This window comes from Isoptericola variabilis (assembly GCF_050311655.1).
In the GTDB taxonomy this organism is placed as follows: Bacteria; Actinomycetota; Actinomycetes; order Actinomycetales; family Cellulomonadaceae; genus Isoptericola; species Isoptericola variabilis.
Window position 1 is genome coordinate 69,365 of record NZ_JBNOZM010000002.1, and the last position, 22,451, is coordinate 91,815.

The window sequence follows — 22,451 nt, forward strand, 5'->3', positions numbered from 1 at the left end:
TCTAAGGCGGCGCGCGGAGCCCCCGGGACCCTCCGCCGGGCACGTCGCCTTGTAGGGATCCGACAAACCGCCGGAAGGACGTGTGACGCGTCGCGACCCTGCGAGGGCGCCACGGCGGGGTACCGTCACCAGGGCGCCGACGGCCGACGCGCGCCGTCCCGCCCACCCCGTCCGTGACCACCCGAGCTCGACCGCCGAGGAGAATCCGTGACCGACGCCCCCGCCCCCCAGCCCGCCGCCGGTGCCGGCACCTCCGCCGGCCGGGTCGTCGTCGTGACCGGCGCGGCGCGCGGCATCGGCCGCACCATCGCCGAGCGCTTCGTCGCCGCGGGCGACACGGTCGCCACGCTCTACCGCGGCGGCGACCTCCCGGCCGGGGTGCACGGCTACGTCGCGGACGTCACCGACAGCGCCGCCGTGGACGCCGCGTTCTCCAGCATCGAGTCCGACCTCGGCCCGGTCGAGGTGCTGGTCGCCAACGCCGGCGTCACGCGCGACCAGCTCCTCATGCGCATGAGCGACGAGGAGTTCGAGACCGTGCTCAACGTGAACCTCACCGGCACCTTCCGCTGCGTGCGCCGCGCGTCGAAGGGCATGATCAGGGCCCGCAAGGGCCGCATCGTGCTCGTCGGCTCGGTGGTGGGCCTCTACGGTGGCCCCGGTCAGGTGAACTACTCGTCGTCCAAGGCGGCCCTCGTGGGCATGGCCCGGTCGATCACCCGCGAGCTCGGCGGCCGGGGGATCACCGCGAACGTCGTCGCGCCCGGCTTCGTCGAGACCGACATGACCGCCGCGCTGCCCGAGGCCACCCAGAAGCAGTACAAGGCGTCCATCCCCGCGGGCCGCTTCGCCGCCACCGACGAGGTCGCCGGCGTCGTGGAGTTCCTCGCCTCCGACGCGGCGGCCTACGTCTCCGGCGCCGTCATCCCGGTCGACGGCGGTCTCGGCATGGGCCACTGACCGCGCCGACCGGCCCTCGCTCCTCGTTCCTCCGCCCCCGCACAACCGGAAGGTCATCATGGCTCTGCTCGACGGCAAGAAGCTCCTCGTCACCGGCGTCCTCACGGACAGCTCGATCGCGTTCCACGCCGCCCGCCTCGCCCAGGAGGAGGGCGCCGAGGTGGTGCTCACCTCCTTCGGCCGCCAGATGAAGCTGACGCAGGCGTTCGCGAAGCGCCTGCCCGTCACGGCGCCCGTGGTGGAGCTGGACGTCACCAGCGACGAGGACCTCGCGGCGCTCCCCGAGCGCGTCAAGGAGCACGTCGACGGCCTCGACGGCGTCGTGCACTCGATCGGCTTCGCCCCGCAGTCGGTCATGGGCGGCAACTTCCTGGGCGCCGAGTGGGGCGACGTCGCGACGGCCCTGCAGGTCTCCACGTTCTCGTACAAGTCGCTCATCGAGGCGGCCCGCCCGCTGATGTCCGGCGGCGCGTACGTCGGCCTCACGTTCGATGCCACGTTCGCCTGGCCCGTCTACGACTGGATGGGCGTCGCGAAGGCCGGTCTCGAGTCCGCGAACCGCTACCTGGCTCGTGACCTCGGGCCCCACGGCATCCGGTGTAACCTCGTCTCCGCCGGGCCCATCCGCACCACGGCCGCGAAGTCCATCCCGGGGTTCGCGACCATGGAGGACGCCTGGCCGCAGCGGGCCCCGCTGGGCTGGGACCAGACGACGGCGGAGCCGGCTGCGCGCGCCGTCGTGGCCCTTCTCTCGGACTGGTTCCCCGCCACGACCGGGGAGATCGTCCACGTCGACGGCGGTGTGCACGCGATGGGTCAGTGACGGGTCGGGGCCCGGAGCGGCCCCTGGAACGACCTGTGAGACGGAGCCCATGAGAGCGGTGACGCAGGCCGAGGGCGAGGCGCCGACCTGGCGCCTCGTGCTGTTGCGCCATGCCAAGGCGGAGCCCGGCAAGGGCGTGATCCCCGACGATCGTCGCCCGCTGGCGCTGAACGGGCGCAAGCAGGCGAGCCGCGTCGGGATGGCGCTCACCGCGGCGGGCGTGCGGCCCCAGGTCGCGCTGGTGTCGTCCGCGCTGCGCACCCGCCAGACCTGGGACCTGGCCTCCTCCCACCTCGAGGGTTCCGCCGACACCGCGCTCGACGTGCGCGACGAGCTCTACGAGGCGAGCGTCCGCGACGTCCTCGGCCTCCTGAGGGAGGTCGAGGCGTCGGCGCGGACCGTGCTCGTCGTCGGGCACGAGCCGACCATGGCGGCGACGGCGGCGTACCTCGCGGGGGACGGCTCCGACGCCGCGGCCGTCGCGCAGGTGCGCGTGGGCGTCCCGACGGCCACCTACGCGGTGCTGGAGTCCGCGGAGCCGTGGGCCGAGTGGGGACGCGACGGCGCCCGGCTGGTGCACGTCGGCCGGCCGTCCTGAACCGTCAGGCCGTGCCGCGACCGTCGTCGGGCAGCCCGGCGAGCACCTCGTCGACGGTCGTGACCTCCACCAGCGGGGCGTAGAGCCGCATCGCGTCGAGCGCCCGCGCGTGGTCGGCGTCGCTCGCCCCGGCGCAGGCGTCGGCCACCACCCGCACCCGCCGCCCCGCGTCGGCGGCGGGCAGCACCGTGGACAGCACGCAGCAGTCGGTCGAGACGCCGGCCACCACCAGCTCGTCGGCGTGCCCCGTCGCCGCGTCGAGCTCTGGCCCCCACTTCCCGAACGTCGCCGCGGTGACGACGGGCGCCCCCGCGGGGTCCAGGCCGTCCGCGAAGCCGTACAGCGGGTCGTCGGGCGGCACGAGGGCGAACGGCCACTGCGCGAAGTACTCCCGCCACGCGCCCTGCGGCGCGAGCGGCGCGACGTAGCGGGTCCACGTCGTGCGGCCGGCGAACGCCGGGAGCAGGCGTCGCAGGCCGGCGGCCGCGGCGGCGAAGTCCGGCGACGCCCACGGGCTGCCGGGCCGCGCGAACACCACCTGCATGTCGATCACGACGAGCGCGGTGCTCACTCCGGCTCCTGGGCCGACTCCGGGCCGGGCGCCGCCACCGACTCCTGGCGCCGCACCGCCCGCGCGGAGAACGCGAACGTGCCGAGCAGCCCGAGCGCGAGGGCCACGAGGACGCCGAGGTTCGCGCCCGCCCACTGGCCGTCGCGGCCGCCGAGCGGCCCCAGCAGGTAGCCCTGCCACGACAGCCAGCCGGCGTACGTGTTGGTGACCAGGCCCCACCCGACGGCGGTGCCCGCCACCACGAGCAGCACCGCCGACCACCGCACGCTGCCGTACCGCCCGCGCCGGTCCGCGAGCTCCGCGTCCGCGTAGTCGCGGCGCCGCAGCGCGATGTCGGCCAGCAGCACGCCGCACCAGGCCGCGATCGGCACGCCGAGCGTGATGAGGAAGCCCTGGAACGGGCCGAAGAAGTCGTCGGCGACGAAGACGACGTAGGTCGCGCCGAGCACCATGAGGACGCCGTCGATCGCGGCCGCCGCCCAGCGCGGCACGGGCAGGCCCAGCGACAGCAGCGCCAGGCCGGAGGAGTAGATGTCGAGCGCCGCCCCGCCGATCAGCCCGGCGAGGGCCACGACCATGAAGGGGATCAGGAACCACTCGGGCAGCAGCACCGCCAGCGCGCCGATCGGGTCGGCGCCGATCGCGTCGGCCAGCGCGGGGTCCGAGCCGGCGAGCAGCAGCCCGGCGACGAGCAGCAGCACGGGCGGCAGCGAGGCGCCGAACGTCGTCCAGCCCACGACGCCCGGCCCGGACGCGGTGCGCGGCAGGTAGCGCGAGTAGTCGGCCGCCATGTTCACCCAGCCGAGGCCGAAGCCCGTCATCATGAAGACGAGGCCGCCGATCACCTGCGGCGCCTGCCCGGGCGGGATCGCCGCGACCGTCGCCCAGTCGACGTGGCCCGCGACCAGCACCACGTAGATCACCGTGAGCACCGCGGTGAGCACGGTGATGACCTGCTGCAGCCGCATCACGAGCTGGAACCCGAAGATCCCCGCGGCCACCACGACCAGCGCCACGACGGCCAGCGTCACGACCTGCGTCACGGTGCCGCCGCCCCACCCGAGGGTGCCGAGCACGGTGGCGGTGGCGAGTGTCGCGAGCGCGACCAGCACCGTCTCCCAGCCCACGGTGAGGATCCACGACAGCAGCGACGGCAGCCGGTTGCCGTCCACGCCGAACGCCGCCCGGCTCAGCACCATCGTGGGCGCGGAGCCGCGCCGTCCTGCCAGCGAGATGAACCCGCAGGCCAGGAACGACGCCACGATGCCGACCGCGCCCACCAGCACGGCCTGCCAGAACGAGACGCCGAACGCCAGCAGGTACGCGCCGTAGCCGAGGCCCAGCACGGACACGTTGGCCGCGAACCACGGCCAGAACAGGTCCCGCGGCCTCCCGTGCCGCTCGGACTCGTCGATGGTGTTGAGCGCGTTGGTCTCGACCGTCGTCGCCATGCTCCGATCCTGGCCCCTGCCAGGGGTTTCGCGCTACGGGTGCGCGCTCAGGCCGTGCGGGGTCACCGCTGCGCGGTGCCGGGCCCGCGGCCCGCGGCGGCGTCGACCGCGTCGATGACGCCGAGCACGTCGTCGAGCCGGGGGCCGTCCACGCTGAACGGCGCCTGCGCGCGCACGAGCGGCTTGGCCGCGAAGGCGATGCCGATGCCGGCGGCGTCGATCATGTCGAGGTCGTTGGCGCCGTCACCGACGGCGACGGTGTCGACCATCTCCAGCCCGCACTCGGCGGCCCAGCGGCGCAGCGTGGCGGCCTTGTCGGCGCGGTCGACGACGGGTCCGACGGTGCGGCCGGTGAGCACGCCGTCGGCCACCTCGAGGCGGTTGGCGCGCCAGCGCCCGATGCCGAGCGCGTCGGCGATCGGGCCGAGGATCTCGGCGAACCCGCCCGAGACCAGGCCGAACTCCCAGCCCCGCCGGTGCACCTCGCTCACGAGGTCGGCCGCGCCGGGGGTCAGCACGACGGCCTCGCGCACCGCGGTCAGGGCCTCGACGGGCACGCCGCGCAGGGTGGCGACCCGCTCGCGCAGCGAGCCGGCGAAGTCGAGCTCGCCGCGCATCGCGCGCTCGGTCACCTCGGCGACCTGGGCACGGGTGCCGGCGTGGTCGGCGAGCAGCTCGATCACCTCGGCGGTGATGAACGTCGAGTCGACGTCGGTGACGACGAGGCGGCGGCGCGGGCCCGCGCCGCCGTCCACGGTGGCGCCAGGGGCGGGAGCGGGAGCAGGGGCGGTGCGGGGAGCGGGATCAAGCAACGACGGTGCCCTTCGGGACGACGGTGATCCCCGACTCGGAGACGGTGAAGCCGCGGGCCCGGTCCTCGTCGTGGTCGACGCCGACCCGAGCCCGTTCGGTCACCACCACGTTCTTGTCGAGGATGGCGCGGTGGACCTGGGCGTGCCGCTCCACCTGGACGTTGTCCATGAGGACGGCGTCCGTGACGGTGGCCCACGAGTGCAGGTACGCGCCCGGGGACAGGATGGACCCTGCGACGGTCGCGCCGGAGATGAGGACACCAGGCGAGACGATCGAGTCGGCGGCGTGGCCCAGGCGCCCGGGGCCGGCGTGCACGAACTTGGCCGGCGGCAGGCCCGTGTAGCCGGTGAGCAGCGGCCAGTCCTGGTTGTACAGGTTGAACACCGGCTGCACGGCGATGAGGTCGGTGTTGGCCTCGAAGTAGGCGTCGATGGTGCCGACGTCGCGCCAGTAGTCGCGGTCGCGGTCGGTGGAGCCGGGGACGTCGTTGCGGATGAAGTCGTACACGCCGGCCGTGCCCTCGGCGACGAACGCGGGGATGATGTCGCCACCCATGTCGTGCCGGGAGTCCGGGTCGGCCGAGTCCTTCGTGACGGCCTCGACGAGCGCGTCGGCGTCGAACACGTAGTTGCCCATCGACGCCAGCACCTCGGTGGGGGAGTCGGGCAGCCCGACGGGGCTCTCCGGCTTCTCGAGGAACTCGCTGATCCGCGTCGGGTCCTCGCGGTCCACCTCGATGACGCCGAACTGGTCGGCCATCGCGATCGGCTGCCGGATGGCGGCGACCGTGGCGCGGGCGCCCGAGGAGACGTGCGCCTCGACCATCTGGGAGAAGTCCATCCGGTACACGTGGTCCGCGCCCACCACGACGACGATGTCGGGCCGCTCGTCGTCGATGATGTTGAGGCACTGGTAGATCGCGTCCGCCGACCCCAGGTACCAGTGCTTGCCGACCCGTTGCTGCGCGGGCACCGACGACACGTAGTTGCCCAGCAGCGACGACATGCGCCACGTCTTGGAGATGTGGCGGTCCAGCGAGTGCGACTTGTACTGCGTCAGCACGATGACGTGCAGGTAGTGCGAGTTGATGATGTTGGACAGCGCGAAGTCGACGAGCCGGTAGATGCCCCCGAAGGGGACCGCCGGCTTGGCGCGGTGCGCGGTGAGCGGCATGAGGCGCTTGCCCTCGCCCCCGGCGAGGACGATCGCGAGCACGCGGGGCTGGGTCGACGCCATGCCCACGACCCTAGGGCGTCGTGGGCCGCCGCGCCCGCGACCCGCCGACCCCGCTAGGTTGGCCGGGTGAGCACGCCCACCAGCAGCCCCGCCGGCACCCCGTTCCGCGTCGACCTGCTCACCCGCGAGTACCCGCCGCACGTCTACGGGGGCGCCGGCGTGCACGTGGCCGAGCTGTCGGCCGTGCTGCGCCGGCACGCCGACGTGCGGGTGCGCTGCTTCGACGGGCCGCGCACGGGCGACGACGCCGAGCCGGGCGTCACCGGGTACCGCGTGCCGGCCGAGCTCGCCTCCGCGAACCCCGCCCTCGGCACGTTCGGCGTGGACCTGGCGATGGCGCAGGACGTGGGGGGAGCGGACGTCCTGCACTCGCACACCTGGTACGCCAACCTCGCCGGGCACGTCGGCGGCCTGCTGCACGGCGCGCCGCACGTCGTGACGGCGCACTCCCTCGAGCCGCTGCGGCCCTGGAAGGCGGAGCAGCTCGGCGGCGGGTACGCGCTGTCGTCGTGGGCGGAGCGCACGGCGTACCTGGGCGCCGCGGGCGTGATCGCGGTGTCGGCCGGGATGCGGGCCGACATCCTGCGCGTCTACCCGGAGCTGGACCCGGAGCGCGTGCACGTCGTGCACAACGGCATCGACCTCGCAGGCTGGCGGCGCCCGGAGGCCGGGGACCCGGCGGCCGAGCGCGTCGTCCGCGACCTCGGCATCGACCCCGAGCGTCCCGCCGTGGTGTTCGTCGGCCGGATCACGCGGCAGAAGGGCCTGCCGTACCTGCTGCGCGCCGCGGCGCGGCTGCCGCGCGAGGTGCAGGTCGTGCTGTGCGCAGGCGCCCCCGACACCCCCGAGCTCATGGCCGAGGTGCGCGAGCTCGTGGCCGACCTGCGCCGCGCGCGGGGCGGCACGGGTGAGGCGGGCCCCGGCGGCTCCGGCGCGGAGGCCGGGGTGGTGTGGATCGAGCAGATGCTGCCGCGCCCGGACCTCGTCGCCGTGCTCGCCGCGAGCACCGTGTTCGTCTGCCCGTCGGTGTACGAGCCGCTCGGGATCGTCAACCTCGAGGCGATGGCCGTGGGGCTGCCCGTGGTGGGCACGGCGACGGGCGGCATCCCCGAGGTGGTCGACGACGGCGTCACGGGCGCCCTGGTGCCGATCGAGCAGGCCGACGACGGCACGGGCACGCCGCTGGACCCGGAGCGGTTCGTGGCGGACCTGGCCGCCGCCCTCGAGCGGGCGCTCGCCGACCCGGCGCGGGCCGCGCAGCAGGGCGAGGCCGGGCGGCGCCGGGCCGAGGCGCTGTTCTCCTGGGAGGCGGTCGCCGAGCGCACCCTGGACGTCTACCGGTCGGTCCTCGCGGGCTGACGGACGCGGGCGGACCCGCACGAGCCGGGGGGCCGGGGGCGCGCGGGCCGGGCGGGTCAGCCCACGGAGCCGTAGGTCGCGGCGCTGAGCGCCCGCCGTGCGGTGCGTTCCACCTCGCGCAGCGCGGTGGCGCGCTGGTCCGACTGCCAGACGTTCACGGCGCCGCCCTCGTCGACCGTCGCGAGGTCGACGATCGCGAGCAGGCGCGTCGCGAGCTGCAGCACCCGAGCACGGCGGCCGTCGAGCTGCGGGACCGGCCAGCCGTCCGTCGTCCCGCGCCGCAGGCGCTCGATCGCGTCCGCGGCGTCGTCGCGCCAGCGGGCCACGTCGAGGGCGTCGAGCGCGTCGGTGGCGGTGACGAGGCTGGTGCGCAGCTCCCGCTCCGCGTCGGCGAGCGAGCCGAGGGTGCCGGCGACGAGGGCGGACCACGCCGGGACGGGCCGGACCTGCCACGCGACGAGGTGGCCGGGCTCGAGCACGCTGCCGAACGCCGTCACCGCGGGCACGGCGGCGAAGGAGCCGGCCGGGGTGGTGACCACCACGCACTCGCCGGCGTCGGTCGCCGGGCCGCTGACGTCCGCGGGCACCCCGCCGAGGTCGCCCGGAGCGGGGAGCAGCGCGCACACCTCGCGCGGGCCGTCCAGCCACGTCGTGACGAGGTCGCGCAGGTCGGCGTCGTCGGTGCCGGGGAGGCCGACGACGCCATGGGGCTCGTCGTCGCCCTGCACGCTGCGCACGACGACGCCGGGCGCGGCGCCTGCGGTCTGCAGCCACAGGGCCAGCACGACGCTGCGCGGCAGGACGGTCGGGTCGGTCTCCACGGGCTCACAGTAGACGTCCGGGAAGCGCGTCCGCAGGGCGGGGCGGTCGTCCGGGCGGGGGCGCGTGCTCGGGTAGGGTCGGGCCTCATGAGCGCGGTTCTCGACCTGCAGGGCGTCACCGTTCGACGCGGTACCACCACCATCCTCGACGCCGTGGACTGGCAGGTGAACGAGGGCGAGCGTTGGGTCGTCCTCGGCCCCAACGGTGCCGGCAAGACGACCATGCTGCAGATCCTCGCCGCGCGCTCGCACCCCACGGCCGGCACGGCCGAGCTGCTGGGCGAGCGGCTGGGCCGCGTCGACGTCTTCGAGCTGCGCCCGCGGATCGGCTTCGCCTCCGCGGCGCTCGCCGACCGCATCCCGGGCAGCGAGACCGTGCGTGACGTCGTGCTCACGGCGGCGTACGGCGTGACCGGTCGGTGGCAGGAGACGTACGAGGAGTTCGACGAGCAGCGGGCCAAGGACCTCCTCGCGGCGTTCGACGTCGCCGACCTGGCGGACCGCTTCTACGGGACCCTGTCGGAGGGCGAGCGCAAGCGCGTGCAGATCGCCCGCGCCCTCATGACCGACCCGGAGATCCTGCTGCTCGACGAGCCCGCCGCCGGACTGGACCTCGCGGGCCGCGAGGAGCTCGTCGGTGCCCTCGCCGAGCTCGCGGCCGACCCGGCGTCGCCGGTCCTGGTGCTCGTGACGCACCACGTCGAGGAGATCCCGCCGGGGTTCACGCACCTCCTGCTCATGAAGCGTGGCGGTATCCAGGCCGCGGGCCCGATCCAGGAGGTGCTCACCGCGGACAACCTCTCGCAGGCGTTCGGCACGCCCCTCATGGTCGCCCACGGTGGGGGCCGTTGGCTGGCTCGCGCTGCCCGACCCGCCGGCCGCTGAGACGGCTTCCCGCGTCGGCTCAGGCTTGGTAAAGTCTGTGCAAAACCTGGTGGCGGGGGCGTCGCTTCCCTGAGGGGCCTCCCGGCACCGCACGCTCCCGCGAGGGACGACGAGGGGAGAGGACCGTGGACTCCTGGCTGTGGTGGGTCGGAGGCGCGCTGCTGCTCGCCGCGATCGAGATGCTCTCGTTGGACCTCGTGCTGATCATGCTCGCCGGTGGCGCCCTCGGCGGCGCCGTCACGGCCGCGGCCGGTGGCGAGCTGTGGCTGCAGATCGTCGTCGCGTGCGTCGTCTCCGCCCTCCTGCTCTTCACGCTGCGCCCGTGGCTGCTGCGGCACCTGCGCCAGCGGGTCCCGCTCGTCGAGACCAACGCCGCGGCCCAGGTCGGCCGCACGGCGCTCGTCCTCGCGGAGGTCACCGAGACCGGCGGCCGCGTCAAGCTGCAGGGTGAGGTGTGGAGCGCCCGCCTGGAGGACGACGGCATCCCGAACTCCACCGGGCACGTGCCCGTCGGCGCCGAGGTGCGCGTCGTCCGGATCGACGGCGCCACCGCCGTGGTCGCACCGGTGGCGACGACGCACGAGCAGCGCCCCGCCTGACCCGCCGCCGGTCGGCGACCGGTGACCGCCTCCGATCGTCGACCGTGTCGACGGAAGGGATTCCTGTGAACGACACCGAACCCGGCACCATCGTGCTCTACGTGGTGCTCATCATCCTGGCGATCGTGCTGATCGTCGCGCTGGTCAAGGCCGTGCGCATCGTGCCGCAGGCGACGGCGCTGATCGTCGAGCGGCTCGGCCGCTACAACAAGACCTTCGAGCCCGGGCTGCACCTGCTGGTGCCGTTCGTCGACCGCATCCGCGCCGGCGTGGACCTGCGCGAGCAGGTCGTGTCGTTCCCGCCGCAGCCGGTGATCACGAGCGACAACCTCGTGGTGAGCATCGACACGGTCATCTACTTCCAGGTGACCGAGCCGAAGTCGGCGGTCTACGAGATCGCGAACTACATCACCGGTATCGAGCAGCTCACGGTCACCACGCTGCGCAACGTCGTCGGGTCCATGGACCTCGAGCAGACGCTCACCAGCCGTGACCAGATCAACGGCCAGCTGCGCGGCGTGCTCGACGAGGCGACCGGCCGCTGGGGCGTGCGCGTGAACCGCGTCGAGCTGAAGTCGATCGAGCCGCCGGCGTCCGTGCAGGGCGCGATGGAGCAGCAGATGCGCGCCGAGCGCGACCGCCGCGCCACGATCCTCACGGCGGAGGGCGTCAAGCAGTCGCAGATCCTCACGGCCGAGGGTGAGAAGCAGTCGCAGATCCTCCGGGCCGAGGGTGACGCCCAGGCGAAGATCCTCCAGGCCGAGGGTGAGGCGCGCGCCATCCTCCAGGTGTTCGGGGCCATCCACGAGGGCGACGCCGACCCCAAGCTGCTGGCGTACCAGTACCTGCAGATGCTGCCGGAGATCGCGAACGGCAACGCGTCGAAGCTGTGGGTCGTGCCGACGGAGTTCACCGCGGCGCTCGGCTCGATCGCCAAGGGCTTCGGCGGCGTGCCCGGCACCCCCGGCATCCCCACCCCGCCCGCCGACGACGAGGGCGGTGCCGAGGCGCGGCCGCGGCCGTCGACGCTCCCCGCGCAGGCCCTCGAGGACCCGGGCGAGGCGCTCGCGGAGGCGCGGCGCCAGGCAGAGGCCGCCACGGCCGACGCGACGAGCGCGGGCACCCGGTCGGGTGCGCCGTTCGACCCGTCCGCCGAGCGCGGTCAGCGGCCGTCCGGCGGCCCGACGGCGCCGCCGTCGCCGGGGGCGCAGCCGCGCCCGCTCGGCGGCGAGCCGGACGAGCCGCAGCAGTAGCGCCGTCGGGCGCCGTCGTCGCGCGGTGTCGCACAGGTCGGTCGAGAGGGTCGTCACCCGGGGGTGGCGGCCCTCTCGTCGTGCCCTGCCCCGCGCCTGATCCGGGCCGCCACGAACCGGCGCCGGGCGGGCTCGAAGAAGCCGTGGCGGCCGTCGGGCGGGCAGCGGCGCGCCACTCGGTCGACCTTGCGGAGTGAGTGCTCACTCATTTAGTGTGGCGCCCATGAGCCCCGCACCCACGCCGACCGGTCGTGCCGCGCCCATGACGCCCGACGACCGCCGCGCCGCGATCGCCCAGGCCGTGATGCCGCTGGTGGGGGAGTTCGGCGTCGACGTCACGTCCCGCGAGCTCGCCGACGCCGCGGGCGTCGCCGAGGGCACTCTGTTCCGGGCCTTCGGGGATAAGTACACGCTCATCGGCGCGGTCGCCGTCGAGGGTCTGCACCGCGCCTCCGGGCCGGTCGAGACCCGCGCGGAGCTGGCCGCGATCGATCGTGAGGCGCCGCTCGAGGAACGGCTCGAGCGGGTCATCGAGCTCGGCCGCCGGCGCATGGCGGACGTCATGCGCTGGATGGGGGTGCTGCGCGCGCTGCACCACCGCACCGGAGCCCGCGACCAGGCGGAGCCCGGTCACGTGCAGGACTTCCGCACCCAGCTCATGCAGCAGCGCGAGCAGCAGCGGGAGGCCACCGTCGCGGGGCTGATCGGAGTGCTGCAGCCCGACGAGCACCGGCTGCGCGTGCCGATCGAGGTCGCGGTGGCCCTGGTCGAGGCGAGCATCGCCGGCACGCACGCCCGCGTCGACCACCTGCTGCCGGCGCCCTCGCCCCGGGTCGTCGCCGATGCGCTCGTGCACGGCATCGCGGAGGATCGAGGAGAAAAACACGTGCCCGAGGCCACCGCGGCGCAGAACACTGCGCACCAGAAGGACCCCGCGTCCGAGAATCCCGCCGGGACGGCGACGTCCCGCACCCCCCACCCCCAGGAGCCCTGATGCTCGTCTCCCTGGCGCGGAGCTATCTGCGCCCGTACTCCGGCGCCGTCGGCCTGCTGCTGGTGCTCCAGCTGCTCGCGACGCTCGCCTCCCTCTATCTGCCGTCCCTCAACGCGGACATCGTCGACAACGGCGTGACGACGGGGGACACGGCCTACATCATGCGCGTGGGCGGGTGGATGCTCCTCGTGAGCCTCGTCCAGGTCGCGTGCGCGATCGGCGCGGTGTTCCTGGGCGCCCGGGCCGCGACGGCGCTTGGCCGTGACGTGCGCCGCGACCTGTTCGACTCGGTGCAGGGCTTCTCCGCCCGCGAGCTCGGCCAGTTCGGCGCCCCCTCCCTCATCACCCGCACGACCAACGACGTGCAGCAGGTGATGATGGTCGTCCTGATGACCTTCACCATCATGGTGATGGCGCCGATCATGCTGGTCGGCGGCGTCATCATGGCCCTCCAGGAGGACGTCGAGCTCTCCGCGCTGCTGCTCGTCGTCGTGCCCGTGCTGGGCATCGCGATGGGCCTGCTGATGTGGCGGATGGTGCCGTACTTCCGGGCGATGCAGAAGCGGATCGACGCGATCAACGGGGTGCTTCGGGAGCAGATCACCGGCCTGCGCGTGGTGCGGGCGTTCGTCCGCGAGCGCCGCGAGCTCGAGCGGTTCGGTGCCACGAACGAGGCGCTGTACGACACGTCGCTGAACGCGGGCAAGCTCATGGCACTGGCGTTCCCGATGGTCATGCTCATCATGAACGCCTCGAGCGTCGCCGTGCTGTGGTTCGGCGCGCAGCGCATCGACAACGGCGAGATGCAGGTGGGCGCGCTCATGGCGTTCCTCAGCTACATCATGTACATCCTCATGGCCGTCATGATGTCGACGATGATGGTGATGATGGTGCCGCGCGCCTCGGTGGCGGCGGGCCGCATCACCGAGGTGCTCGAGACCGAGACGTCGGTCACCGAGCCGGCCGCGCCGGTGAGCCTCTCCTCCCTCGCCGACGGCGAGGGGCCGCGCGGCGAGGTGCGGTTCGAGGGCGTCGAGTTCCGGTACCCGGGGGCCGACGAGCCGGTCCTGCACGACCTGACGTTCACGGCGTCGCCCGGGCGGGTGACGGCGATCATCGGCTCGACGGGCGCGGGCAAGACGACGTTGCTCAACCTCGTGCCGCGGCTCTTCGACGTCACCGGCGGGCGGGTGCTCCTGGACGGCGTGGACGTGCGCGACCTGGCCACGGGCGACCTCGGGTCGCAGCTCGGCCTGGTGCCGCAGAAGGCGTTCCTGTTCAGCGGCACGGTCGCGGACAACCTGCGCTACGGCAAGCCCGACGCCACCGAGGACGAGATGTGGGCCGCGCTGGAGATCGCGCAGGCGCGCGACTTCGTCGAGGCGCTCCCCGAGGGCCTGGAGGCGCCGGTGGCGCAGGGCGGCACGACGTTCTCCGGCGGGCAGCGCCAGCGGCTCGCGATCGCGCGCGCCGTCGTCCGTCGCCCGCGCGTGTACCTGTTCGACGACTCGTTCTCGGCCCTCGACTACAGCACGGACGCGCGGCTGCGGGCCGCCCTGCGGCCGCGCACGGCGGACGCGACCGTCCTCGTCGTCGCGCAGCGCGTGGCGACGATCCGCGACGCCGACCAGATCCTCGTGCTCGACCACGGCCGCATCGTCGGGCGCGGCACGCACGCCGAGCTGCTGGCCGACAACGAGACCTACCAAGAGATCGTCACCTCCCAGATGTCCCTCGAGGAGGCGGCATGAGCACCGAACGCAAGGCACCACCCGCCCGTCCCGCCGGCGGACCGCGCGGCGGCGGCCACGGCCCCATGGGCGGCATGGGCGGCGCCCCGGGCGCCAAGGCGATGGACTTCCGCGGTTCGCTCGTGCGGTTCGCGCGCGTCATGCGTCCCGAGCGGGCGCGCGTCGTCCTGCTGACCCTGTGCGGCGTCGTCTCGGTGGCGCTCACCGTGGCGGGGCCGAAGATCCTGGGCGAGGCGACCAACGTCATCTTCGCGGGCGTGGTCGGCAAGGGGCTGTCGGCCGCCGGGGTCCCGGCCGGCACCTCCGGGGAGCAGGCCGCGGAGATGCTGCGCGCCTCCGGGGACACCGCCCAGGCCGGACTGATCTCCTCCCTGCCCGGCGTGGTGTCGGGCCAGGGCGTGGACTTCACCCGACTCACCGAGATCCTCCTGTGGGTGCTCGCGGTCTACGTGGGGGCGTTCCTCTTCGGGTGGCTGCAGGCGCGCATCATGACGATCGCGGTGCAGAACACGATGCGCCGGCTGCGCGACGACGTCGAGGCCAAGCTGCACCGCATCCCGCTGAGCTACGTGGACAAGCAGGCCAAGGGCGAGATCCTCTCGCGCGTCACCAACGACATCGACAACGTCGCGCAGACGACGACCCAGACGCTCGCGCAGCTCGTGACCTCCGTGCTCACGGTGATCGGCGTGCTCGGGATGATGTTCTGGATCTCGTGGGTGCTGGCGCTGGTCGCGCTGGTGACCGTGCCGCTGTCGGTGGTGCTCACCATGCAGATCGCCAAGCGGTCGCAGCCGCAGTTCGTGGCGCAGTGGGCCGCGACCGGACGCCTCAATGCGCACGTCGAGGAGATGTTCACCGGCCACTCGCTGGTCAAGGTCTACGGGCGCCAGGAGGCCGCCGCCCAGAAGTTCGGTACGGAGAACGAGGCGCTGTACGACGCCTCCCGGAAGTCGCAGTTCATCTCCGGCACGATGCAGCCGTCGATGGGCTTCCTCGCCAACCTCAACTACGTGATCGTGGCCGTGATCGGCGGGCTGCGCGTGGCCTCGGGGCAGCTGTCCCTCGGCGACGTGCAGGCGTTCATCCAGTACTCGCGCCAGTTCACGCAGCCCCTCACGCAGATCGCGTCGATGATGAACCTGCTGCAGTCCGGCGTCGCGTCGGCCGAGCGGGTGTTCGAGCTGCTCGACGCCCCGGAGCAGGAGCCGGACCCGGCCGACCCCCGCCGCCTGGACCACGTCCAGGGCCGGGTCGCCTTCGAGGACGTCTCGTTCTCCTACGACCCCGAGACACCGCTCATCGAGCACCTCGACCTCGTCGCGGAGCCGGGCCAGACGATCGCGATCGTCGGCCCGACGGGCGCCGGCAAGACGACGCTGGTGAACCTGCTCATGCGCTTCTACGAGGTCAGCTCCGGGCGCATCACGCTCGACGGCGTCGACACCCGCGAGCTGACGCGGGACGACCTGCGCTCGCGGATCGGCATGGTGCTGCAGGACACGTGGCTGTTCAAGGGCACCATCGAGGAGAACCTGCGGTACGGGGTGCGCGACGGCGACCAGGTCGGGGAGGCGGAGTTCCTCGCCGCGACCGAGGCCACGCACGTGGACCCGTTCGTGCGCACGCTGCCCGACGGGTACGCGACCCTGCTGGACGACGAGGCGACCTCGCTGTCGGCGGGGGAGAAGCAGCTGCTGACCATCGCCCGCGCGTTCCTCGCCGACCCGGAGATCCTCGTGCTCGACGAGGCGACGAGCTCGGTCGACACCCGCACCGAGGTGCTCGTGCAGCAGGCGATGAACGCGCTGCGTGCGAACCGCACGTCGTTCGTCATCGCGCACCGCCTGTCGACCATCCGCGACGCGGACGCCATCGTCGTGATGGAGCACGGGCAGATCGTGGAGCAGGGCGACCACGACACGCTGCTCGCCGCGGGCGGGGCCTACGCGCGGCTCTACGAGTCGCAGTTCAGCGCCCCCGCGGTGGACGAGGAGGACGTGGTGGCCGGGCCGGCCGGCGTCTGAGCACCCGGCCGAGGAACGACCTCAGAGCCCGACGAGAGGGGAGCGCACCAGGCGCCCCCTCTCGTCGTGCTCTGGCCGACGTCGGATGTGACCGCTAACATGCGTATCGGCCCCGGCGACGACGCCTGGCTGCCGCAGGAGACGCCGAGCGCGGGATGTGAGCGCTCACATGATGACGGTGGGGAGGAGGCGGGCTCTCCCCGCGGGCAGGGCCGCCCGCGGTCCGTTCTGTGCACCACGGCACCAGCTCAACGAGGAGTGTGTGAGATGGGAACGAGAACACCGAGAACGTCGAGGAGGGCTCGTCGCCTCGGCCTCGGCCTGGCGACGTCCCTGGCCGCGGTCGCCGCGATGTCGGCCCCGGTGGCCGGCGCCGTCGCGGAGGAGACGGACGGCGCCCAGGCGCAGGCGGCGAGCGCGTCCGCCGTGTGCCCGCTGCCCGAGACGTACGACTGGACGTCGACGGGGTCGCTCGCGGAGCCGCTCCCCGGCTACGTGTCGCTGAAGGACTTCACGACCGTCCCGTACGACGGGCGGCAGCTGGTCTACGCGACCACCCACGACACGGGGACGCGGTGGGGGTCGCTGAGCTTCGACCTGTTCGACGACTGGTCGGACATGGCGGGCGCGACGCAGCACATCATGCCGAGCTCGACCGTGGCGCCGTCGCTGTTCTACTTCGCCCCGAAGGACGTCTGGGTGCTGGCGTACCAGTGGGGTCCGTGGCCGTTCATCTACCGGACGTCCCACGACCCCACGGACCCCGCCGGGTGGTCGCAGGCGCAGCCCCTGTACACCGGGCAGATCGAGAACTCCGGCACGGGACCGATCGACCAGGCGCTCATCGGCGACGACACGGACATGTACCTGTTCTTCGCCGGTGACAACGGCAACATCTACCGCGCCAGCATGCCGATCGAGGACTTCCCCGGGAACTTCGGCCCCGACGAGACGCTCGTCATGAGCGACACCCGCAACAACCTCTTCGAGGCCGTCCAGGTCTACAAGGTCGCCGGCCAGGACCAGTACCTGATGATCGTCGAGGCGATCGGCGCCGACGGGCGGTACTTCCGTTCGTTCACCGCCGACAGCCTGGACGGGTCGTGGACCCCGCAGGCCGCCACCGAGGCCGCGCCCTTCGCGGGCAAGGCGAACAGCGGCGCCACATGGACCGACGACATCAGCCACGGCGAGCTGATCCGTACCAGCGCCGACCAGACGATGACGATCGACGCCTGCAACCTGCAGCTGCTGTACCAGGGCCGGGACCCGCAGTCCGACGGCATGGACTACGGCCTCCTGCCGTACCGGCCGGGCCTGCTCACGCAGAAGAAGACGGTCAGCGGCTTCGAGCGGCCGATCGACATGTCCGGCGGGGTCAACGAGGTCAAGGCGGGGAGCACCTTGCCGGTCAAGTTCGACGTGTCGTCGCACGGCACCGAGCTGACCGACCCCGACGTGGCGACCGTGACCGTGACGGAGATCGGCTGCGACACGTCCGAGCCGCTCGCCGAGCCCGGCGAGAGGGCGGCCGCGTACGTCGACGGCCACTTCCAAGTCGACTGGAAGACCCCGCGGACCCCCGGTTCGTGCTTCGAGGTGGCCGCCGGCACGGCCGACGGCGCGAGCGTCGCGGCGCAGTTCAGCCTCCGGTAGCCGTCGCGCGCGGGGGCCGCGAGCACCGGCCCCCGCGCGCCCCGTCGACCTCAGCACCCGGCCCGACCACGGCCGGGACGACCAGGGAAGAGGTACGCGAACATGAGCACACGACGCATGACGACCGGGCGAAGGAAAGGCATCACGGTGATCGCAGCCCTCCTCGTGGCACTCGGGGGCATCGGCGCCGTCCCGTCCGCGACCGCGGCCGACGACGGGACGGTCGTCGGCACGTCGGACAACGGCGACGGGACGTACGACAACCCGGTGATCTGGGCGGACGTGCCCGACACCGACGTCATCCGGGTCGGCGACGCTTACTACATGTCGAGCACGACCATGCACATGAACCCGGGCGTGCCGATCATGAAGTCGTACGACCTCGTCAACTGGGAGACCGTCAGCTACGCGTACCTGGTCATGGACGACCGGCCCGCGACGACGCTGAAGGACGGCCAGAACATGTACAGCCGCGGCACGTGGGCCAGCACGCTGCGCTACCGGGACGGCACCTTCTACCTCGTCGTCCCGTCGGCGACGACGAACACCACCTACTTCTTCCAGACCGAGGACCCCGAGAACCAGCCGTGGACCCGCACCGAGGTCCCGGGCGTCTACCACGACCCCAGCCTCCTGCTGGACGACGACGGCCGGAACTGGCTCGTGTACGGCAACAACCCGCTACGGATCATCGAGGTGAACCGGGCCGTCACGGGTCTCGCCCCGGGCGCGCAGTCGCGGGTGCTGATCCAGAACATCCACGCCCCCGACCCGCTCACGGGGGTCACGCCCACCGGCGGGCTGGCCGAGGGGTGCCACATCCAGAAGATCGACGGCACCTACTACGTCGAGTGCATCACGTGGCCGCCCGGCAAGCCGCGCACCCAGGTCGCCCACCGGTCGACCAGCCTCGAGGGCCCGTGGGAGTCCAGGACGATCGCCCAGGAGGACGTCCGGGTGGGGAACGGCACCGGCGGGCCGGCGCAGGGCAACATCGTCCAGCTCGCCGACGGCCGCTGGTACGGCGTGATCTTCCGGGACAGCGGTGCGGTCGGCCGCCTGCCCTGGCTCATGCCCATCCACTGGACCGACGGCTGGCCGATGTACGGCGACGACGCGACCGGCCTGCACCTGACGCGCGGCGGCCAGAAGCCGATCCAGGGCGCGGCCCCGAGCAGCGTCGTCTCGTCGGACGAGTTCGACAACGACGCCCCGAAGCCGACCTACGCCGACGCCGTCGGGGCCCCACCCCTGCCGGAGTACGCGTACAACGGGTCGAACCTCGGGCTGGACTGGCAGTGGAACCACAACCCGGACAACCGGTTCTGGTCGCTGACCGACCGGCCCGGCTGGCTGCGTCTCACGACCGGGCAGCCGGCGACGTCCCTGCTGGACGCCCGGAACACCCTGACCCAGCGGACCTTCGGGCCGGCGTCCTCGGCCCAGGTCGCGCTGGACGTCAGCGGGATGAAGGACGGGGACCGTGCCGGTCTCGCGCTCTTCACCGCCCGGTACGGCACGATCGAGGTCCGCAGGGACGACGGCGCCACGACGCTGGTGATGGTGAACAGCTCGTCGACGACCAGCCACACCGACGTCGAGAGCGTCCCGCTCGAGTCGGACACCGTCTACCTCAGGGCCGAGGCAGACTTCGCCGGGCAGGCGGATCGCGGCACGTTCTACTACAGCCTCGACGGCGCGCGCTGGCAGCAGCTGGGCGACACCCAGCAGATGAGCTACAGCACGACCAACCACTTCATGGGGTACCGGTTCGCCCTGTACGACTTCGCGACGGCGGAGCTCGGCGGTCACGTCGACTTCGACTACTACCGCGTCAGCGACGAGCTCCGGGGCTCGCTGGTCGACGCGGTGCCCTCGGCGTCGGTCGAGAAGGTCAACGACGAGACCAACAGGCTCACCGTGACCGTGACCGAGACGTGGTCCCGGGGCGTGGCCAAGGACGTCACGGAGACGTTCGTCATCCGCAACAACGCCGGCGGCACCTTCGACGTCGGCCCCTGGCGCGTCGTCGTGGACACGCAGGGCAACACGACCGTCCGCGAGGTCCGGATCACGGACTAGGTGATCGAGCGCCGGCGCCGGGACCTCCACCCGGCGCCGGCGCGGCCGCCGGGGTCAGGGCAGCACGAGCATCCGGGCGGGCGGCGTCCCCACGCGCTGCCAGTCGAACCGAGCCTCGCCGACGACGCGCCACCCGCGGTGCAGGTAGACCGCGTGCGCCACGCCGTCCCGGTCGTCGACGTCGAGCACGGGGGTGCGGTCCTGCGCGCGCAGGTGCGCGACGGCGACGTCCAGCAGCGCGCCGCCGACGCCGCGGCCCTGCGCCTGCGGGCCGACGAAGAGGACCGACACGCAGCCCAGCTCGTCGACCGGCCGCCCGGCGCCCGCCGACCAGATGGCGCCGTACCGGTCGTCGGGCACCGCGGTGACGCTCACGTGCCCCACCACCGCGCCGTCGAGCTCGGCCACCCAGGCGCGCTCCTCGTCCGGGCGTACCAGGAACTCCTCGACGGGGAAGGGCAGCGGCCACCGGTGCGGGTAGCCCGAGGCCGGCTGCTGGGCGGCCAGCACGTCGACGAGGGCGGGCAGGTCGGCCGCACGGCGGTCGCGGAGCACGACGGCGGGTGCGGGGGCCGGGGAGGCGTCGGAGGTCACGTCGGAGGACACCCGGCGATCCTGGCACGGGGCCCCGACAGGCTCGCGCCGGTCGGGGCCCCGTCGTGCGGGGTCGAGCGATCCTCACGCGGAGACGCTGAGCGTGGCTCCGACGGTCGAGGGGTCGACGAGGGCGGCGGCGTGCACCCGCGCGAGCTGGGCGCGGGACACCCTCAGCCCGCGCCGCGTGTCGTCGGTCGTGACGTGGGCGGGCCCTTCCGGACCGGCGCCGGCGGGAGCGTCCGTGAGCGAGACCGGGCGGACGAGCGTCCAGTCGAGGCCGCTGGCGCGCACCACCTCCTCCTGCCGGCCCGAGTCGGTGAACTGGCGGCCGATGACGAACCGGAACACCAGCTTCCAGGTGAGGTCGAGGTGCGCCCACGAGTCGCCGAGCCCGTACGTGCTCTGCACGACCAGGCGCCGCACGCCGGTCTCGCGCATCGCCTCCACGACGTTCCTGGTACCGCGCGAGCGCACGTCCGGCGCGGTGCTCGACCGGCGCAGCCACTGCACCGCGAGCGGGTTGTCCGAGATGCCGAGCGTGACGACGACGGCGTCCTGCCCCGCGACGGCCTTGACCACCGCCTCGGGGTCCAGGGCGTCGCCGTCCACGGGCCGCACGCTGCCGGGCCCAGGGCCCTGCTGCGCGTCCGGGCCGAGGGGCGGGGTGGCGAACGCGGCGCTCGCCGTCCGGCCGAACGCGGTCACGCGGTGCCCCGAGGCCACGAGCTCGCGGGTGATGGCGAGGCCGCTGCCTCGCGTCGCTCCGACCACCAAGACGTCCATGAGAGTCCTCCTCGTCGTGCCGGGCCCCGTGCGGCCCCGGCGTCTGGCTCCAGACTTCCGCCCGTGGGCCGGACGAACCATGAGGCGTCGTCCGGGAGTCTTGACCGTTCGTCCGGGACGGTCGCAGGATGACGGGATGAGCGACGCTGCCGCCCTGCTGCCCGTCTCCGGCGCCGGGAAGCCCCAGGTCGACCCCTGGGCCGACGTGCTGGGGACCCTCGAGATGGACGCCGTCTTCTGCTCCACCGGCCGGTTCTCCGAGCCGTGGGGCATCGCCATGCCGGCGCTCCCGGGCGTGCTGATGTTCCACCTGCTGCTCGACGGGCGCGCCCTCGTCGACGTCGAGGGCGAGAAGCACGACCTCGGCCCGGGGGACCTCGTGCTGGTGCCGCACGGTGCCGGCCACGCGATCACCGGGACCGGCGACGACCCCGCCACCGGGCTCTGGGACGTCGACCGCACGGTGGTCGCCGACCGCTACGAGCAGCTGCGGATCGACGGCGGCGGACGGCCGGCCACCCTCGTCTGCGGCGCGGTCGGCTTCACCGACCCGGGCGTCGGCCGGCTGCTCGCGAGCCTGCCGGCCGTGCTGCGGGCGCCCGGCTCCGCCGGTCACGACGCCGGCGGGGGAGGGGACGACGACGGGCCGGACGGCGGCTGGCTGCGCGCCGTCGTGGCCGCGATCGACCACGAGGTGCGCCACCCGCGGCCGGGCACGGACGTCGTCACGGCCCGGCTGGCCGACGTGCTCCTGGTGCACGTGGTGCGGCGCTGGCTCGAGGCCGAGGAGCCGGCGTCGGGCTGGATCGCCGCCCTGCGCGACCCGGCGCTCGGGCCCGTGCTGCGTGCCGTGCACGCGCGGCCCCAGTCCCCGTGGACGCTGGAGTCGCTCGCCGCCGTCGCGAGCCTGTCCCGGTCCGCGTTCGCCGAACGGTTCGCCCGCACCGTGGGGGAGCCGCCCATGAGCTACGTGGCCGGGTGCCGGATGGACGCCGCCGCTCGGCTGCTGCGCGACCCGGACGCCAGCGTCGAGCGGGTGGCGCGTCAGGTCGGCTACGACTCCGTGCCGGGGTTCCACCGCGCGTTCGTGCGCCGCCACGGCGCGACGCCGGGCGCGTGGCGGGCGGCCGGGCCGGCGCGGTCGATGGCGGAGGTGCTCGCGCGCTGAGCGGCCAGGTCCGGGAGGGCGTGC

Annotated in this window: 20 protein-coding genes; 13 read left to right on the forward strand and 7 right to left on the reverse strand. The window is 73.5% G+C overall.

All coding sequences use genetic code 11. The annotated features are described in order from the left end of the window. Positions 1–207: 207 nt before the first annotated feature. Genes fabG through ACQP60_RS04750 form a run of 3 tightly spaced genes read left to right on the forward strand, consistent with a single transcriptional unit; the run spans position 208 to position 2,381 of the window. Positions 208–960: a 3-oxoacyl-ACP reductase FabG gene (gene fabG, locus ACQP60_RS04740; protein ID WP_429728909.1), complete on the forward strand. Its 753-nt coding sequence runs from the start codon at positions 208–210 to the stop codon at positions 958–960. Positions 961–1,018: 58 nt separating this feature from the next. Next, positions 1,019–1,783, forward strand: a complete 765-nt coding sequence (gene fabI, locus ACQP60_RS04745; RefSeq protein ID WP_429728911.1) for an enoyl-ACP reductase FabI — start codon at positions 1,019–1,021, stop codon at positions 1,781–1,783. Positions 1,784–1,832: 49 nt separating this feature from the next. Continuing rightward, positions 1,833–2,381, forward strand: a complete 549-nt coding sequence (locus tag ACQP60_RS04750) for a SixA phosphatase family protein (protein WP_429728913.1) — start codon at positions 1,833–1,835, stop codon at positions 2,379–2,381. A 4-nt stretch (positions 2,382–2,385) separates the two neighbouring features. On the opposite strand, the gene ACQP60_RS04755 is transcribed toward ACQP60_RS04750, so the two are convergent. The 4 genes from ACQP60_RS04755 to glgC form a co-directional block, all read right to left on the reverse strand. Continuing rightward, complete coding sequence (locus ACQP60_RS04755; RefSeq protein ID WP_429728915.1) at positions 2,386–2,952, reverse strand: cysteine hydrolase family protein; 567 nt, start codon at positions 2,950–2,952, stop codon at positions 2,386–2,388. Continuing rightward, a complete protein-coding gene (locus ACQP60_RS04760; RefSeq protein WP_429728917.1) occupies positions 2,949–4,403 on the reverse strand; it encodes a purine-cytosine permease family protein in 1,455 nt (484 codons plus the stop codon). Before ACQP60_RS04760 ends, ACQP60_RS04755 begins: the two co-directional genes overlap by 4 nt. 62 nt (positions 4,404–4,465) lie before the next feature. Next, positions 4,466–5,158: a phosphoserine phosphatase SerB gene (gene serB / locus ACQP60_RS04765; protein ID WP_429729943.1), complete on the reverse strand. Its 693-nt coding sequence runs from the start codon at positions 5,156–5,158 to the stop codon at positions 4,466–4,468. Between the two features lie 49 nt (positions 5,159–5,207). Then, positions 5,208–6,452 carry a glucose-1-phosphate adenylyltransferase gene (gene glgC / locus ACQP60_RS04770; protein ID WP_429728919.1) on the reverse strand — a complete coding sequence of 415 codons (1,245 nt, stop codon included), beginning with the start codon at positions 6,450–6,452 and terminating at the stop codon, positions 5,208–5,210. Positions 6,453–6,518: 66 nt separating this feature from the next. Here glgC and glgA point away from each other — a divergent pair, with 66 nt between their 5' ends. After that, the gene (gene glgA / locus ACQP60_RS04775; RefSeq protein ID WP_429728921.1) at positions 6,519–7,811 is read left to right on the forward strand and encodes a glycogen synthase; all 1,293 of its coding nucleotides are present in this window, start codon (positions 6,519–6,521) and stop codon (positions 7,809–7,811) included. Between the two features lie 56 nt (positions 7,812–7,867). Here glgA and ACQP60_RS04780 read toward each other — a convergent pair whose 3' ends face one another. After that, complete coding sequence (locus ACQP60_RS04780; RefSeq protein WP_429728923.1) at positions 7,868–8,632, reverse strand: hypothetical protein; 765 nt, start codon at positions 8,630–8,632, stop codon at positions 7,868–7,870. 87 nt (positions 8,633–8,719) lie between these two features. Between ACQP60_RS04780 and ACQP60_RS04785 the strand changes: the two genes are divergently transcribed. The 8 genes from ACQP60_RS04785 (at position 8,720) to ACQP60_RS04820 (ending at position 19,879) form a co-directional block, all read left to right on the forward strand. Then, positions 8,720–9,517: an ABC transporter ATP-binding protein gene (locus tag ACQP60_RS04785; protein ID WP_429728925.1), complete on the forward strand. Its 798-nt coding sequence runs from the start codon at positions 8,720–8,722 to the stop codon at positions 9,515–9,517. A gap of 125 nt (positions 9,518–9,642) precedes the next feature. Further along, positions 9,643–10,116 (forward strand): NfeD family protein, encoded by a 474-nt coding sequence (locus ACQP60_RS04790; RefSeq protein ID WP_429728927.1) that lies wholly within the window; start codon positions 9,643–9,645, stop codon positions 10,114–10,116. Between the two features lie 65 nt (positions 10,117–10,181). Next, on the forward strand, positions 10,182–11,369 hold the full coding sequence (locus ACQP60_RS04795) for an SPFH domain-containing protein (protein WP_429728929.1): 1,188 nt from the start codon (positions 10,182–10,184) through the stop codon (positions 11,367–11,369). Positions 11,370–11,592: 223 nt separating this feature from the next. After that, positions 11,593–12,363 carry a TetR/AcrR family transcriptional regulator gene (locus tag ACQP60_RS04800; RefSeq protein WP_429728931.1) on the forward strand — a complete coding sequence of 257 codons (771 nt, stop codon included), beginning with the start codon at positions 11,593–11,595 and terminating at the stop codon, positions 12,361–12,363. After that, positions 12,363–14,114, forward strand: coding sequence for an ABC transporter ATP-binding protein (locus ACQP60_RS04805; protein ID WP_429728933.1), 1,752 nt, complete (start codon positions 12,363–12,365; stop codon positions 14,112–14,114). The genes ACQP60_RS04800 and ACQP60_RS04805 overlap by 1 nt, the downstream gene beginning before the upstream one ends. After that, positions 14,111–16,141 (forward strand): ABC transporter ATP-binding protein, encoded by a 2,031-nt coding sequence (locus ACQP60_RS04810; RefSeq protein ID WP_429728934.1) that lies wholly within the window; start codon positions 14,111–14,113, stop codon positions 16,139–16,141. Before ACQP60_RS04805 ends, ACQP60_RS04810 begins: the two co-directional genes overlap by 4 nt. A 267-nt stretch (positions 16,142–16,408) precedes the next feature. Beyond that, the gene (locus ACQP60_RS04815) at positions 16,409–17,797 is read left to right on the forward strand and encodes a non-reducing end alpha-L-arabinofuranosidase family hydrolase (RefSeq protein WP_429728936.1); all 1,389 of its coding nucleotides are present in this window, start codon (positions 16,409–16,411) and stop codon (positions 17,795–17,797) included. Positions 17,798–17,899: 102 nt separating this feature from the next. Then, on the forward strand, positions 17,900–19,879 hold the full coding sequence (locus tag ACQP60_RS04820; RefSeq protein ID WP_429728938.1) for a glycoside hydrolase family 43 protein: 1,980 nt from the start codon (positions 17,900–17,902) through the stop codon (positions 19,877–19,879). 54 nt (positions 19,880–19,933) lie between these two features. On the opposite strand, the gene ACQP60_RS04825 is transcribed toward ACQP60_RS04820, so the two are convergent. Both ACQP60_RS04825 and ACQP60_RS04830 read right to left on the reverse strand, forming a co-directional pair. Next, a complete protein-coding gene (locus ACQP60_RS04825) occupies positions 19,934–20,485 on the reverse strand; it encodes a GNAT family N-acetyltransferase (protein WP_429728940.1) in 552 nt (183 codons plus the stop codon). Positions 20,486–20,557: 72 nt separating this feature from the next. Beyond that, the gene (locus ACQP60_RS04830) at positions 20,558–21,259 is read right to left on the reverse strand and encodes an SDR family oxidoreductase (protein ID WP_429728942.1); all 702 of its coding nucleotides are present in this window, start codon (positions 21,257–21,259) and stop codon (positions 20,558–20,560) included. A gap of 136 nt (positions 21,260–21,395) precedes the next feature. Between ACQP60_RS04830 and ACQP60_RS04835 the strand changes: the two genes are divergently transcribed. Next, entirely contained in the window at positions 21,396–22,427 is a 1,032-nt protein-coding gene (locus ACQP60_RS04835; RefSeq protein ID WP_429728944.1) for an AraC family transcriptional regulator, read from the forward strand. The last annotated feature ends 24 nt before the right edge of the window (positions 22,428–22,451 follow it).

Excerpts from the sequence above, each read along its gene's own strand:
- fabI (WP_429728911.1), top strand. The coding sequence starts at position 1,019 with ATGGCTCTGCTCGACGGCAAGAAGCTCCTCGTCACCGGCGTCCTCACG.
- ACQP60_RS04750 (WP_429728913.1), top strand. The coding sequence starts at position 1,833 with ATGAGAGCGGTGACGCAGGCCGAGGGCGAGGCGCCGACCTGGCGCCTC.
- ACQP60_RS04760 (WP_429728917.1), bottom strand. The coding sequence starts at position 4,403 with ATGGCGACGACGGTCGAGACCAACGCGCTCAACACCATCGACGAGTCC.
- glgC (WP_429728919.1), bottom strand. The coding sequence starts at position 6,452 with ATGGCGTCGACCCAGCCCCGCGTGCTCGCGATCGTCCTCGCCGGGGGC.
- ACQP60_RS04785 (WP_429728925.1), top strand. The coding sequence starts at position 8,720 with ATGAGCGCGGTTCTCGACCTGCAGGGCGTCACCGTTCGACGCGGTACC.
- ACQP60_RS04800 (WP_429728931.1), top strand. The coding sequence starts at position 11,593 with ATGAGCCCCGCACCCACGCCGACCGGTCGTGCCGCGCCCATGACGCCC.
- ACQP60_RS04805 (WP_429728933.1), top strand. The coding sequence starts at position 12,363 with ATGCTCGTCTCCCTGGCGCGGAGCTATCTGCGCCCGTACTCCGGCGCC.
- ACQP60_RS04810 (WP_429728934.1), top strand. The coding sequence starts at position 14,111 with ATGAGCACCGAACGCAAGGCACCACCCGCCCGTCCCGCCGGCGGACCG.
- ACQP60_RS04815 (WP_429728936.1), top strand. The coding sequence starts at position 16,409 with ATGGGAACGAGAACACCGAGAACGTCGAGGAGGGCTCGTCGCCTCGGC.
- ACQP60_RS04820 (WP_429728938.1), top strand. The coding sequence starts at position 17,900 with ATGAGCACACGACGCATGACGACCGGGCGAAGGAAAGGCATCACGGTG.
- ACQP60_RS04830 (WP_429728942.1), bottom strand. The coding sequence starts at position 21,259 with ATGGACGTCTTGGTGGTCGGAGCGACGCGAGGCAGCGGCCTCGCCATC.
- ACQP60_RS04835 (WP_429728944.1), top strand. The coding sequence starts at position 21,396 with ATGAGCGACGCTGCCGCCCTGCTGCCCGTCTCCGGCGCCGGGAAGCCC.